Source organism: Streptomyces sp. NPDC031225, from assembly GCF_055570355.1.
Map to the genome: position 1 here is coordinate 175,068 of NZ_JBVIHJ010000002.1, position 13,757 is coordinate 188,824.

Annotated in this window: 13 protein-coding genes; 6 read left to right on the forward strand and 7 right to left on the reverse strand. The window is 71.4% G+C overall.

Features of this window, described 5'->3' with window-relative positions; all coding sequences use genetic code 11:
• Positions 1 to 207 precede the first annotated feature (207 nt).
• A complete protein-coding gene (locus ACZ48Z_RS03635; protein WP_468734142.1) occupies positions 208 to 1,338 on the forward strand; it encodes a C40 family peptidase in 1,131 nt (376 codons plus the stop codon).
• A 238-nt stretch (positions 1,339 to 1,576) separates the two neighbouring features.
• On the opposite strand, the gene ACZ48Z_RS03640 is transcribed toward ACZ48Z_RS03635, so the two are convergent.
• Entirely contained in the window at positions 1,577 to 1,930 is a 354-nt protein-coding gene (locus ACZ48Z_RS03640) for a hypothetical protein (protein WP_468734143.1), read from the reverse strand.
• Positions 1,931 to 2,392: 462 nt separating this feature from the next.
• On the opposite strand from ACZ48Z_RS03640, the gene ACZ48Z_RS03645 reads away from it, so the two are divergent.
• The gene (locus tag ACZ48Z_RS03645; protein ID WP_468734144.1) at positions 2,393 to 3,454 is read left to right on the forward strand and encodes a C40 family peptidase; all 1,062 of its coding nucleotides are present in this window, start codon (positions 2,393 to 2,395) and stop codon (positions 3,452 to 3,454) included.
• Between the two features lie 3 nt (positions 3,455 to 3,457).
• On the opposite strand, the gene ACZ48Z_RS03650 is transcribed toward ACZ48Z_RS03645, so the two are convergent.
• Both ACZ48Z_RS03650 and ACZ48Z_RS03655 read right to left on the reverse strand, forming a co-directional pair.
• The gene (locus tag ACZ48Z_RS03650) at positions 3,458 to 4,183 is read right to left on the reverse strand and encodes a response regulator transcription factor (protein ID WP_328749797.1); all 726 of its coding nucleotides are present in this window, start codon (positions 4,181 to 4,183) and stop codon (positions 3,458 to 3,460) included.
• Positions 4,180 to 5,472 (reverse strand): ATP-binding protein, encoded by a 1,293-nt coding sequence (locus tag ACZ48Z_RS03655; RefSeq protein ID WP_468734145.1) that lies wholly within the window; start codon positions 5,470 to 5,472, stop codon positions 4,180 to 4,182. The genes ACZ48Z_RS03650 and ACZ48Z_RS03655 overlap by 4 nt, the downstream gene beginning before the upstream one ends.
• A 178-nt stretch (positions 5,473 to 5,650) precedes the next feature.
• On the opposite strand from ACZ48Z_RS03655, the gene ACZ48Z_RS03660 reads away from it, so the two are divergent.
• Together ACZ48Z_RS03660 and ACZ48Z_RS03665 are read left to right on the forward strand one after the other, a co-directional pair.
• Positions 5,651 to 7,219, forward strand: a complete 1,569-nt coding sequence (locus ACZ48Z_RS03660; protein WP_468734146.1) for a PspC domain-containing protein — start codon at positions 5,651 to 5,653, stop codon at positions 7,217 to 7,219.
• Positions 7,206 to 7,475, forward strand: coding sequence for a hypothetical protein (locus tag ACZ48Z_RS03665; RefSeq protein WP_468734147.1), 270 nt, complete (start codon positions 7,206 to 7,208; stop codon positions 7,473 to 7,475). The genes ACZ48Z_RS03660 and ACZ48Z_RS03665 overlap by 14 nt, the downstream gene beginning before the upstream one ends.
• A 106-nt stretch (positions 7,476 to 7,581) precedes the next feature.
• Here ACZ48Z_RS03665 and ACZ48Z_RS03670 read toward each other — a convergent pair whose 3' ends face one another.
• Together ACZ48Z_RS03670 and ACZ48Z_RS03675 are read right to left on the reverse strand one after the other, a co-directional pair.
• Positions 7,582 to 8,112, reverse strand: coding sequence for a DoxX family protein (locus tag ACZ48Z_RS03670; RefSeq protein WP_468734148.1), 531 nt, complete (start codon positions 8,110 to 8,112; stop codon positions 7,582 to 7,584).
• Positions 8,113 to 8,212: 100 nt separating this feature from the next.
• Positions 8,213 to 9,502: a hypothetical protein gene (locus ACZ48Z_RS03675; RefSeq protein ID WP_468734149.1), complete on the reverse strand. Its 1,290-nt coding sequence runs from the start codon at positions 9,500 to 9,502 to the stop codon at positions 8,213 to 8,215.
• Between the two features lie 315 nt (positions 9,503 to 9,817).
• Between ACZ48Z_RS03675 and ACZ48Z_RS03680 the strand changes: the two genes are divergently transcribed.
• Positions 9,818 to 10,717 (forward strand): DUF4429 domain-containing protein, encoded by a 900-nt coding sequence (locus tag ACZ48Z_RS03680; protein ID WP_468734150.1) that lies wholly within the window; start codon positions 9,818 to 9,820, stop codon positions 10,715 to 10,717.
• Here ACZ48Z_RS03680 and ACZ48Z_RS03685 read toward each other — a convergent pair.
• A complete protein-coding gene (locus tag ACZ48Z_RS03685; protein ID WP_468734151.1) occupies positions 10,714 to 11,520 on the reverse strand; it encodes a class II aldolase/adducin family protein in 807 nt (268 codons plus the stop codon). The genes ACZ48Z_RS03680 and ACZ48Z_RS03685 overlap by 4 nt on opposite strands.
• A 139-nt stretch (positions 11,521 to 11,659) precedes the next feature.
• On the opposite strand from ACZ48Z_RS03685, the gene ACZ48Z_RS03690 reads away from it, so the two are divergent.
• Positions 11,660 to 12,127 (forward strand): pyridoxamine 5'-phosphate oxidase family protein, encoded by a 468-nt coding sequence (locus tag ACZ48Z_RS03690; protein WP_468734152.1) that lies wholly within the window; start codon positions 11,660 to 11,662, stop codon positions 12,125 to 12,127.
• Between the two features lie 17 nt (positions 12,128 to 12,144).
• Here the strand turns inward: ACZ48Z_RS03690 and guaA are convergent, their stop codons facing one another.
• Positions 12,145 to 13,719 (reverse strand): glutamine-hydrolyzing GMP synthase, encoded by a 1,575-nt coding sequence (gene guaA / locus ACZ48Z_RS03695; RefSeq protein WP_468734153.1) that lies wholly within the window; start codon positions 13,717 to 13,719, stop codon positions 12,145 to 12,147.
• Positions 13,720 to 13,757 lie beyond the last annotated feature (38 nt).

The following is a 13,757-nucleotide window of genomic DNA, read 5'->3' on the forward strand; positions in this document are numbered from 1 at the left end:
CACGGCCTCCGCCGAGTCCGCAGCGCCGCCGAGCGCCCGGAGCCGGGGACCCACCGAACTCGGGGTGAATCGGCCGACTCCCACGCACGGGAGCGCCGTAGGGCAAACCTTCCGCAGCACCTCGCCCGAACCTTCCCGGCGCCCGAACGGCCTGGGGGGACCCCACCACGAACCCGGTAGGCGGAGCACTGGAAGGAGTCGCCTCCCTTGGCGTCGCACCGCAAGTCGCGTCCCGCCGCAACGCGCGTAGCAGGCGTACGGACCCCGGCCCTCGCAACGGCCGCCCTCACCTCCGTGGCCCTGCTGTCCCAGTCGGCGAATGCCGCGCCGGCCGCCGATGACAGGCCGACCCTCGAAGAGGTCGAGAAGAAGGTCGACGACCTCTACCGGCAGGCCGAGTCGGCGACCGACAGCTACAACTCGGCCAAGGAGAAGACGGCCAAGCAGCGCAAGCAGGTCGACACGCTCCTCGACGACGTCGCCCAGCGGACCCAGAAGCTCAACGAGGCGCGCGAGGAACTCGGTTCGTTCGCCGCCGCCCAGTACCGCACCGGCGCCGCCGCGCCCGGCACGGCGACCTTCCTGCTCGCCGACACCCCGCAGGACTACTTCGACCGGACGCAGCTGATGGGCCGCTTGACGAGCCAGCAGAAGGGCGCGGTCGACGACTACGCCTCCGAGCAGTCCGCGACGATGAAGAAGCGCCAGGAGGCCTCCCAGAGCCTTGAGACGCTCAACGAGACGCAGAGCGACCTGAGGACCGCCAAGGCGACGGTCCAGAAGAAGCTCGCTCGCGCGCGTGAGCTGCTCTCGGAGCTGAACGCGCAGGAGAAAACGCGCCTCGCGGCGATCGAGGAGGAGAAGCGGCAGGAGGCGGCCCGCCAAGCCGCCGAGCCGGCGCAGCAGCAGGCCGCCGCCCAGGAGGCGACCACACAGGAGAGCGCACCGAGCACGTCCCCCACGGTCGACTCCTCGTACGCCACCAAGGCCGCCAAAGCCCTCGCCTTCGCCCGCGCACAGGTCGGCAAGCCCTACGTCTGGGGCGCCACCGGCCCCGGCTCCTACGACTGCTCGGGCCTCACCCAGGCCGCTTGGAAGGCCGCCGGCGTCTCCCTCCCCCGCGTCACCTACGACCAGGCCGACGCCGGCACCACGGTCTCCCTGGCCGACGCCCAGCCCGGTGACCTGGTCTTCTTCTACGACGACATCAGCCACGTCGGCCTGTACATCGGCAACGGCATGATGATCCACGCCCCGAAGCCGGGCGCGTACGTCCGCGAGGAGTCGATCTACTACGACGGCGAGTCGGCGATCCACAGCGTGGTGCGTCCGGCCTGAGACGCCCCCCGGGCAGGCGGGCGGCCCTGTCTCCGGGTTGTCCGCCGTACGCGCGCCATGCGTTCGACGCCGCACGCACGCGCGCGTGACGGGCTGCTGCACACGCGCGTGCAGCCGGTTCCTGGGCACGCGCGTGTACGGTCGTCGCCCGGCCTGGCGCGCCGTACCGCCTGCCACCGAGTCCGCCGTCCGCGGCGGCGGCCAGGACGGCCGTCACCTCAGGAGCGGCGCGCCGCGCTCAGGTCCACAGGACCGCGATGAAGACGTTGGCCGTGGTCAGCGCCCCGACCAGGCCGAACAGGCTCTTGTCGATCTTCTCCTCGTCCCGCTTCACATAGACGAGGCCGAGGATCACGATCAGCAGGGCCAGCTTCACGCCGATCTTGATGTTGTTGACGTGCTGGTCGTCGGCCTGGTTGAGGCCGACCAGGATCACCCCGGTGACCAGCATCGTCGCGGCGCCGTGCAGCATCGCGGGCACGAACCGGGCAGTGCCCCGGCCCATCGCCTTCATCTGGGTGAGGAAGCCGCCCAGGAGTGAGGCGATGCCGATGATGTGCAGGCCGACGAAGAGATGGATGAGTACGTCCATGAGGCCGGAGCTTATGCAGGGGCGGACACCGGCCCGACACCACCCCGCCTCACATGACCCGATCTTGCATATATGCGGCCCATAGCACCCCGTCACCCCTCGGTGCCCGGAAACGGTGACTTCGGTCAGTGCACCGCGCGAAGTCGACGGCGCCGCCCCGGAATCACGCTCAGCTTCGATCACCCGGCGATCCCCTGGCAGCAGTTCCGCACAACGCGTTACCTCCCGGACACAGTCAGGTTTAGCGTCCTCCACCAGGTGACCGGCTCCCCACCGCCGCCCGGGCCAGGGGCGGCAGTCGGCCACCACCGCCGAGAAGGTCCGGCGGCGGTCCGCTCCCCCTGTGTGGGCCGCCGCCGGACGCGCAAACCGCTCCCGGGCGGTCGTACGGCCGCTTCCCCCCTGGCGTCGTACGGCCGGTGAGCCCGGGGCGGGCGGTCGACGAAAGGACGTGCAGTCCACGTGGCAGTGCACCGCAAGCCCCGCCCACGCTCGGCCGGCGGCCATACGGTCCGTGCGGCAGCGACGATCGCCCTCGCGGGGACGGCCACCGCGACGGGCTTCGACGGGACCGGACACGCCGAGCCGCAGCTCTCGCCGACGCAGGTCAAGGCGAAGGTGGACCGGCTGTACCAGGAGGCGGAGGCCGCCACCGAGAAGTACAACGGTGCCAAGGAGAAGGTGCGGGCGGCCGAGACCCGTCTCGACTCCCTGCGGGACGAGGCGGCACGCAGGACCGGGCGGCTCAACGAGGCGCGGGACGAGCTGGGTTCGATCGCCGCGGCCCAGTACCGCGGCGGTGGACTCGACCCCGCGATGCAGCTCGCCTTCTCCGACGACCCCGACCACTACCTGGACGGCGCCGAGTTCGCCGAACGGGCCGGTGCCCGCCAGGCGACCTCCGTGGCGAACGTCCGCCGCCAACTGCGAGAGATCGAGCAGCTGCGCGGGGCCGCGCACATCGAACTGGCCTCGCTCCGGTCACGTCAGGCGGAGCTGAAGCGCCACAAGAAGACGATCACCGGAAAGCTCGACGCGGCACGCAGGCTGTTGTCCAAACTGCCGGCCGGGGCCGGGGTGGAGCCCGGCGAGAGCGGGTCCCGTGCGTCACGGGCCTCCACCGGCGCGCGCGACGAACTGCCGCCGCCCGGCGCGGCCACCGCGGAGGCCCCCAACTCCCGTGCCGCGGCGGCCGTCTCCTACGCCTACGCCAAACTCGGCAGCCCCTACGTGTGGGGGGCCACCGGTCCGGACGCCTTCGACTGCTCGGGGCTCATCCAGGCCGCGTACCGCTCCGCGGGCATCTCCCTGCCCCGCACGACCTACTCGCAGATCGACGCCGGCCGGCGCGTCTCCCGCTCCGAACTCCTCCCCGGCGACCTGGTGTTCTTCTACTCCGGCATCAGTCACGTCGGCCTGTACATCGGCAACGGCCGCATGATCCACGCCCCGAACCCGTCGGCGCCGGTGCGGGTGGCGCCCATCGACGAGATGCCGTTCGCGGGGGCCACCCGGGTGGTGTGAGCGTCAGACCAGCCGGCGTGCCGTCGCCCACCGGGTCAGCTCATGGCGGTTGGACAACTGCAGCTTCCGCAGTACCGCCGACACGTGGGACTCGACCGTCTTCACCGAGATAAACAGCTGCTTGGCGATCTCCTTGTAGGCGTAGCCGCGCGCGATGAGCCTCAGCACCTCCCGCTCGCGCTGGGTGAGGCGGTCCATGTCCTCGTCGACCGGCGGGGCGTCGGTGGAGGCGAAGGCGTCCAGGACGAACCCGGCCAGCCGCGGGGAGAAGACGGCGTCGCCCTCCTGGACCCGGAAGACGGAGTTGACGAGGTCCGTGCCGGTGATCGTCTTCGTCACATAGCCGCGCGCCCCGCCCCGGATCACTCCGATCACGTCCTCCGCCGCGTCCGAGACGGACAGGGCGAGGAAGCGGACGGGCTGCTCGGCGTCGGCCATCAACGGGGCGCAGCGGCGCAGCACTTCGACCCCGCCGCCGCCCGGGAGGTGGACGTCGAGGAGGACGACCTCGGGGCGGGTGGCGGTGATGACGGTGACGGCCTGGTCGACGTCCGCGGCCTCCCCGACGACCTCGACCCCGGTCTCCTCGGTCCGGCCGATCTCGGCCTGGACGCCGGTACGGAACATGCGGTGGTCGTCGACGAGAACCACGCGCACGTGCCGCCCGCCCGCGCCTTCGGCCGGCGTCGGCTCTACGGGGTCCGTGTTCGCCTCGGTGGGGTCACTCATGACGTCTTCTCCGCCCTCTCCATCTCCAGCTCGACCTCCGTGCCGCCGTCCGGCACCGCACGCAGCCGGGCCGTGCCGCCATGGCGCTCCATGCGGCCGATGATCGATTGTCTGACACCCATCCGGTCGGCGGGTATCGAATCGAGGTCGAAGCCGGGGCCGCGGTCCCGCACGGACACGAAGACTGTCCTGCCCTCGACTTCGGCGTAGACCTGTACGGCGCCGCCCTCGCCACCGTACTTGGCGGCGTTCACCATCGCCTCGCGCGCGGCCTGCATCTGTGCGCCGGTTCTCTCGTCGAGCGGGCAGTCGCCGACGACCACGACCTCTATGGGGACGCCGTGCTTGTCCTCGACCTCGGCGGCGTTGCGCCGCACGGCGTCGGCGAGGTCGGTGGGTTCGTCGGCCTCGTCCTTGCCGGTGCCCTCGGGTTTGTAGAGCCAGGTGCGCAGGTCGCGCTCCTGGGCGCGGGCGAGGCGGCGGACCTCGTTCGCGTTCTCCGCGTTGCGCTGGATCAGGGTCAGGGTGTGCAGCACCGAGTCGTGGACATGGGCCGCGACCTCCGCGCGCTCCTGGGCGCGGATGCGCATCAGGCGCTCCTCCGAGAGGTCCTGCGTCATGCGGACGAGATACGGCCCCGCGAGCAGTGTTATCCCGACGAGGACCGCGAGGGCCGCCTGGAGGACGGAACCGAGGTGGGCTGCGGAGCCCTGGAGGACGAAGACGCCGGTGACACCGGCGGTGACGAGGAGGACTCCGCCCGCGGCACGCAGCAGCGTCAGGGTGCGCCGGCGGCGTCCCACCTCCATCCAGCGGGCCCTGCGGGCGTTGTCCGCCTGGCGCCAGACGAGGGCCACCCCCGCGCCGACGAGGACGAGCGGCCAGAGGTACGCCTTGGCGCCGTTGCCCAGGTTGACGTTGCCGACGAAGACCATGGCCACGACGACCATGAGGAGCAGGGCCACGATCTGGCCCTTGTCGGGCCGGCGGGCGACGAGTCTGCGGCGGCCGTCCGGCGAAGTCTCGGTGGAGACCAGGGACGGAGGCCGCTGGCCGCCGACCCCGCCGACGCCGAGCGGCACGAAGAACCAGAACGCGGCATACAGCAGGGCGCCGAGGCCGTCCGCCATGAACAGGCCGACGAAGACGAGCCGCACCCAGATGACGGGCAGCCCGAGGTGCCCGGCGAGCCCCCGCGCCACACCACCCAGCCAGCGTCCGTCACTGCTGCGGTAGAGCTTGCGCGGCGGCCGCGGTTCGACGAGGGGCGCTGTTGCGGCTTCCGGCATGCCATCGATGGTCACACGGCCGGGGTGCGGGGGCATCAGGGTTGGCCCCCGAGACTCCCCTGATCTTCGACCGGCGTGCCTTCCGAACGCTTCCCCCGCCCCTCTCAGGGCCGATATCAGGGTCCGGCCAGGGTCGTTCCGACTCCCGCCACGCCCTCTCGCCCGTCACCATGGACACATGACAGATCACCAGCACGCCACGGGCGCCGGATCCGGCGGAGGCCCGGACCCGAGCACCGGCCCCGGCGAGAGTTCCCGCGCGCACGGGCGGGCGGGCGTGCGGAAAGAAGGAGTCACGACAGCGGGCACGACGGGGGGCGGGCGCTCCGACACGGAGCCGACGGACGAACGGAAGCCCAGCGACAACCCGGGCACCCCAGGCACTCCAGGCACTCCAAGCACTCCAGGGGCCGCGGGCACATCAGCCGCACCGGGCACGCCCCAGGACCCGACACCGGCCCCCGACACCGCCCCCGCCCCCCTCCGCTTCCGGCGGGACCGGCCGCACAAGGTGCTCGCCGGGGTGTGCGCCGGGCTCGGGCGGCAGTGCGACATGGACCCGGTGATCTTCCGGATCACGCTGACCGTGCTGTCGGCGACCGGCGGCATCGGCCTCATCTTCTACGGCTTCGCCTGGCTCTTCGTCCCGTACGAGGACGAGGACGAGAACGAGGTGCGCAAGCTGCTCACCGGCCGGGTGGACGGCCAGGCCCTCACCGGCGTGCTGTTCGCGCTGGTCGGCTGCGGGGTGTTCCTCACCATGCTGAGCAACACCGGCGTGCTGACCTTCGCCGTGGTCCTCTCCCTGCTCCTCGCGGGCGCCGGCTACTGGTCACGCAACCGCGGCACCCCCGACCCGGACCCGCTCTCCGCCCAGGCCGTCGCCGACGCCCCGCCGGAGGCCCAGGCCCCGCCGGTGCCCGCAGGCTCCCCCTCCTGGTGGCGCGACCCCATCGTCAAGGACGGCACCCACGTCGGCGGCACCGGGTATCTGTGGGGCCCGCGGGACTCCCGCGAACGCGACATCGCGGCGGCCGTCGCCATCGGCCTCGGCACCCCGTGGAGCCGTCGCGAGGACACCCGCGCGGCCCTCGTCCGTCAGCCCACGCCTCGCGGCCCGCGCTGGACAGGCGGCTGGATCTTCCTGTTCGCCCTGCTGGCCGGCGGCATCGGCACAAGAGCGACCTGGGAGGAGCACCCTCTCGGCACGAGTCTGCAGACGGGCCTGGCCTGCGCACTGATCGTCCTCGGCGTGGGCGTGGCCGTCAGTTCCTTCCTGGGCCGCACAGGAGCGGGCTCGGTCTTCCTGGCGATCATCACGGCGGGCCTGCTGGCCACGTCCGCCGCCCTCCCGAGGGACATCACCACGCACTGGGTCCGCACGACCTGGACACCGGCAGCGGTGACGGACGTCCGCCAGGACTACGAACTCGGCACCGGGGTGGGCACCTTGGACCTGACCCGCCTCGATGTCGTCAAGGGCAGGACGGTGGCGGCCCAGGCCGACGTGGGAGTCGGCCGGCTGGTGGTGATCGTGCCGCCGGGCGTGACCGTGAAGGCGAGCATCGACGTGGGGGTGGGCGACATCCAGTTGCCGGGCGACGAGCAGGCGGACGTGGACGTGGAACCGGGCAAGCACAAGGAGATCACCCTGTCACCGACTCCGGACCCGAAGAACGCCGGCACGCTCGACCTCGACCTGCGGGTGGGGATCGGCCAGGCGGAGGTGCGCCGTGCTGCGTCATGAGTTCCAGCCGGGAAGGCTGGTGGCCGGCCTCGTTTTCACCGTCGCGGGCATCACCTACGTCGGTGACGCGGGCGACGCCTGGGACACCCCGTGGTTCGCGGTGATCCCGATGGTCGTGGGCGGCCTCTGTCTGGCGGGTGCGGTGGGCCTCCTGACCCGGACGGTACGCAACCGACGCGGAAGCCGCCGCGTGAGCGCACCGGCCGACGTCGACCGGACGGCACCGCCCCCGGCACCGCCCCCAGCACCGCGCTGAGCACGGCGCAGGGGATCACGGCACGGCTGATCACGGGACCGGCGGCGAAGGCGGCGAGCGTCGGCCGTACCGCCGCTACCGCCGCCACCGGCTCCGCCGACCGGAGCTACCGGTAGCCCGCCGCCCGCTGCCGTCGTCGGGAGCGCAAGGCGGCGTCCACGGAGAACACGGAGGCGCCCGCGAGGACGAGGGGCAGCCAGGCCATCAGATAGGCGAGGTCGTTGCCGTAGTAGTAGGGATCGGAGGCCCAGCTCACCGTCAGCCACAGGCTGAGCGAGATCAGCGCGCCGCCCAGTGCGGCCAGGCGGGCGAGGATGCCGAGCAGGGTGCCGATGCCGACCGCGAGTTCGCCGAAGGCGATGGCGTAGCCGAAGCCGACGGGGTTCTTCAGGGACAGGTCGACCAGCGCGGGGATGGCCGAGGAGTCCCTCACAGAGCGCATCATGTCGCCGATGGAGCCTGATCCGGAGCCCTTCATGAAGGCGCTGTTGGTCAGTTTGTCCAGGCCGGCGTAGATGAAGGTGACACCGAGAAAGATGCGCAACGGCAGCAGGGCGTACTGGCTGATGCTGTCCCGCCAGGACCGTTCTTCGTCGTAGTAGGGGGCGTGCGTGTCCGTACGGAAACTGTGAGTCATCGCTCCGAGCCGCCTCTCACCAGCGTGCCTAGACCCCTCACCAGACGATACGCAGGAGGGAGCGGCTGTGCTCAATGCCGTGGCGACGAGTTTTCGTCGCTCAGTCGGTCACATCGATCGCGTACCGGTTCGTCTCCGCCCCCGTGGCGGTCACCACCTGCACCTCCACCCGGCCCGGCTCCACGTCCGCCGGCACCGGCACGGTCAGGACGTCGTCCGTGGGGTTGCTGAACCCTCCGGCCACGGGCACCAACGGCACATGCACGTTCACCGGCCCGATCCGCACCACCATCCGGGCCAGCCGGTCCGCCCGCTGGGCCCCCGGCGGCACGAACCCGGCGCCCCGGATCTCGATGTCGTCCCCGGTGCGGATCGGCCCGTCCAGGTCGCCCGCCTCCCGGGACCGCACCACGGACAGGATGACCGGCCGCCCGCCCTCGGCGTACTTCCCGGCCACATAGGTCGCCGCGGACACCAGCACGACCACCGCCAGTCCCCACGGCAGGTCCGGCAACTGGTCCGGCCGCCGCGCCAGCCGCACGGAGGCGAAGAGCAGGGCGACCGCGCCGATGACGACGTACTGGATGTCGGCGAAGGTGCCCCGACCGGAGTCGTCCGTCAGCAGGTCGGCGGCCCGCGGCCGGTCGGCCCGTACCTTCTGCAACCGCTGTCCGAGCACCCGCAGTCCGACCACCCGCCGCACCAGCACGGCGATCCCGCACACCACGGCGAGCACGGTCACCACACCGGCGCCACGGGCCAGTTCGAGCCCCGAGATCAGCGCGTCCCGCTGACGGGTGTCGGAGGCCGCGGCCAGCCGTCCCACCAGGACCAGTACCGCGTAGGCGACGAACAGCACCCAGGCCACCGCGACGGCCCGGGAGGTCGACAGCCGGTTGTCCTCACCGATCACCGGCGCGAGCACACCGCCGCGAGCCCGGTGGAACCAGGACGCCACGGTCAGCGAGCCCGCCACCACCAGCGCCGCCAGCAGCCCGGCCGTGCGTGCCGCGGTCCACCCCGCGCCGATGGCGGTCAGCGCCTGGACGAGCAGCAGTGCCACCACACCCGCCCACACCGCGTACGCCGTACGGCGCCACAGCCGTGCGAGCCAGGCGGCGCCCTCCGCCCGCCCCCGTTCGGCCACGACCTCCGCGGACTGGGTCAGTTCCTCCGAGACCCACTGCCGGGAGGCCGACGCGGAGTGCGCCACGGCCGCGGGCAACCCCTGCCCTGACGCGAACCCGTCCCGCATCACCAGGAATTCGGCCACCGCCCGACGGTGCCCGGCCCGCGCCCCGTGCGGACAGTCCCCACAGGTGCAGCCGCCCTCGTGCGGACCGCCGAACGCACCCCCGTCCGCGCCCTGTCTCGCTTCCTGCACCGCCACGCCCCACGCCTGCCTTCCCACCAACGCTCGTGAACCTCTGGCCCCACATGACCCCACGGCCTACCGACCGCACAACCCATCGATCGCGCTCTCTGTCGACCGGGACACCCACAAGCCCGCTCCGCCTTGCGGACCCAGGCCCCTCGCGGTCCGCCGCCCGCCGCGAATCCGGCCGCAACCCCACGAACGACCGCCGACAACACCCCGGCGATGACAGCGAATTGTGCCCTACGGCACACAGCACCCGTCCGCCAGGTCTGGTCAGCGCGGGTGAAGCGGGGCCCGCCGTGTTGACCCGGCTGCGAGAATTTCCCCATGGCCGAGATCATCCAGCGTGACGGAACCTGGGTCTTCGACGGCACGACGGTCAGGATCACGCCGGGACTTCACCGCTCCGTGCCGCTGTTCCGGCAGACGTACGGAGAGATCGCCGTGCCCCTGGAGGCCATCTCGGGTGTGGCGTTCGAACCGGAACGCAAGCGCGGACGGCTGCGGATGCGGCTGCGCGAGGGGGCGGACCCGCTGCTGCACGCGACCGGCGGCCGGCTTCCGGATCCGGCCGACCCGTACCGGCTGATCGTGGACGTCGACCGGGCCGGGGTCGCCGAGTACGTGGCCGAGGAGATCCGCCGTTCCCTCCTCCTGGACCAGGTCCCCAAGGAGCCGACGAAGACGTATCTGCTCCCCGGACCGCCGGTCCCGGTCTCGGTGCGCTCCTCCGACGGCACGGTCTCCTTCGACGGCATCCGGGTCCGCATCGACTGGGCCGACACCTCCGACCGCGTCAAGCGCGCGACCGGCCCGCGGATCATCGACGTGGGGGACCTCGTGCAGGTCGAGTGGCTGCCCAACGCCGGGTACGAGGACGGTTTCATGCGGTTCGTGACCCGCGAGACGTCGTTCTCGAAACTGCCGCCCGAGAAGGACCCGTACGCCCTCGACCTGTGGGGCAGCACCCGCCGCGACCTGCTCACGGCCCTCGTCGCGACGGCGGTCACGGCCCGGCTCCCGCACCCCTCGACCCGCGACGTCATCGCGTACGACGGCGAACGTGCCGCCCGCCCGCGGCTGACGGCGTCCGCCGCGCCGCCACCGGACGACCATCACGACGTACTCCTGCGCAGGCTGCGGGAGTTGGGTGAGCTGCACCGCGACGGCGTGCTCACGGACGAGGAGTTCACCATGACGAAGAAAGCCGTACTGCGAGGTTTCTAGCTCAGCAGATCCGGTTCGCTCCTGCTGATGTCCTGCCACATCGGCTGGTAGTTGATCCACGCCACCAGGTCCCCGCCCAGCTGTTCCCGCGTGGCCACCGCCGCCCGGTGATCGATGACCACCGGTCTTCCGCCGGCCCGGGCGAGCAGTTGTACCTGGCTGGACCGTTCCATCGACACGAACCACCAGGCCGCCGCGTCCACCGAGTCCCCGACGGTCAGCAGTCCGTGGTTGCGCAGCACCAGCGCCTTGCGGGACCCGAGCGCGGTGGCGATCCGGCGGCCCTCCTCCGCGTCGACGGCGACTCCGGTGTAGGCGTCGTACAGCGCGTGGTCCTCGTAGAAGGCGCAGCTCTCCTGGGTGAGGGGGTCGAGGAGGTCACCGAGCGCGGCCAGCGCCCTGCCGTGCACGGAGTGGCAGTGGGCGACGGCGACGACGTCCGGGCGGGCCGCGTGCACCTGGGAGTGCACGGTGAACGCCGCCTGGTTGACGTGGTAGCGGCCGTCGAGCACCTGGCCGTCGGAGTTGGCGAGCACCAGGTCGCTCACGGTGACGTGCTTGAAGGGCATGCCGAAGGGGTTGACCCAGAAGCAGTCGGTGAACTCGGGGTCGCGCGCGGTGATGTGTCCGGAGACCCCGTCCTCGAAGCCGAGCCGGCCGAAGATCCGCAGCGCGCCGGCCAGCCGCTCCTTGCGGTGCCGGCGTTCCTCCTCGACGGAGTCGTGCATCGGCGGCATGGCGAACTGAAGCTTCTCGGTGGGCAGCGGCATCGGCGGATTGGGTCCGAGGGGCGTCCCGTGCATGTGTCCTCCAGCACTGGGGGGCTTTACGGGGCGGAAGTTACCGTCAGTCAGGGCAAGAGAACAGGGCTGTTTTGTAAAGATGACGCACGCAACGAATACCCGACAGAAGATGTCGGGTATCGGCGGAAGACTGACCGTTATGAACTGGGAAGCTTTCTCCTCCGCCGAACCCGACCTGGCCAGGACCGTCGAAGGCCGCTTCGGTGCCTTCACGCACCACGTCCTCGTCACGCTCCGCAAGGACGGCTCCCCGCGCACCAGCGGCCTGGAGGTCCGTTTCCTCGGCGGTGAGCTGTGGCTCGGCATGATGCCGGACTCTCTGAAGGCGCTCGACCTGCGACGCGACCCGCGGTTCGCGCTCCAGGCCAACCCCGGGGAGGGGCAGTCCCTCGGCGGGGGCGATGTCCGGATCGCCGGTCGGGCGTTCGAGGTGGAGGACGGCGACACGAAACGGGCGTACACGACAGAGGTGGAACCGCCGGAGCCGTTCCACCTCTTCCGCACCGAGCTGACGGAGGTCGTGCGGACCCACGTCGAGGACGACACGTATCTGGTCGTCGAGATCTGGAAGCCCGGTGAGCCCCTGCGCACGGTCAAACGCACATGATCATGCGCGGCTAGGGCCTACTCCCACTCGATGGTGCCCGGCGGCTTCGACGTCACGTCGAGCACGACACGGTTGACGTCGGCCACCTCGTTGGTGATCCGGGTCGAGATCTTCGCGAGGACGTCGTACGGCAGCCGTGACCAGTCGGCCGTCATGGCGTCCTCGGAGGAGACCGGGCGCAGGACGATCGGGTGGCCGTAGGTGCGGCCGTCGCCCTGGACGCCGACGCTGCGGACGTCGGCGAGCAGGACGACCGGGCACTGCCAGATGTCCCGGTCCAGGCCGGCCGCGGTCAGCTCCTCGCGGGCGATGGCGTCGGCGTCGCGCAGCAGGTCCAGGCGCTCCTTGGTGACCTCGCCGACGATCCGGATGCCGAGGCCGGGACCCGGGAACGGCTGGCGCTGGACGATCTCGTCGGGGAGCCCCAGCTCCTGGCCGACCATCCGGACCTCGTCCTTGAACAGCTTGCGCAGCGGCTCGACCAGCTGGAACTCCAGGTCCTCGGGGAGTCCGCCGACGTTGTGGTGGGACTTGATGTTGGCGGTGCCGGTGCCGCCACCGGACTCGACCACGTCCGGGTAGAGCGTGCCCTGGACGAGGAACTCCACGGCCGGGCCCGCGTCCGCGATGATCTCGGCCTGCGCCTGCTCGAAGACCCGGATGAACTCCCGGCCGATGATCTTCCGCTTCTCCTCGGGGTCCGAGACACCCTTGAGCGCGGTCAGGAACCGCTCCTCCGCGTCGACGACGACCAGCTTGACGCCGGTCGCGGCCACGAAGTCCTTCTCGACCTGCTCGGTCTCGCCCTTGCGCATCAGGCCGTGGTCGACGTACACACAGGTCAGCTGGTCGCCGATGGCCCGCGCGACCAGGGCCGCGGCCACCGCGGAGTCCACGCCGCCGGACAGCCCGCAGATCGCGCGCTTGTCACCGACCTGCTCGCGGATCAGGGCGACCTGCTCGTCGATCACGTTGCCGGTGGTCCAGTCCGGCTTCAGACCGGCGCCCCGGTACAGGAAGTGCTCCAGGACCTGCTGGCCGTGCGTGGAGTGCATGACCTCGGGGTGGTACTGGACGCCGTAGAGCTTCTTCTCGTCGTTCTCGAAGGCGGCGACCGGGACGACGTCCGTGGACGCGGTCACGGTGAAGCCCTCGGGGGCGGCGGAGCAGGCGTCGCCGTGGGACATCCACACCGACTGCTCGTCGGGGGTGCCCTCGAAGAGGGTGGAACCGGACTTCGAAACGTGCAGGGGCGTGCGGCCGTACTCACGCGCGCCGGTGTTGTCGACGGTGCCGCCGAGGGTGGTGGCCATCAACTGGAAGCCGTAGCACATGCCGAATACCGGGACGCCGGCCTCGAACAGCTCGCGGTCCAGGCGCGGGGCGCCCTCCGCGTACACGGACGAGGGGCCGCCGGAGAGGATGATCGCCGCCGGGTTCCTGGCGAGCATCTCCGCGACCGGCATGGTGCTCGGCACGATCTCGCTGTAGACCCGGGCCTCGCGGACACGGCGGGCGATGAGCTGGGCGTACTGCGCGCCGAAGTCGACGACCAGGACGGTGTCGGGGGCGGCTGGGGTCGCTGATGACACGGGTTGCCTTCCGGCGGTGAGCGAGGTGTGTGTGGGGC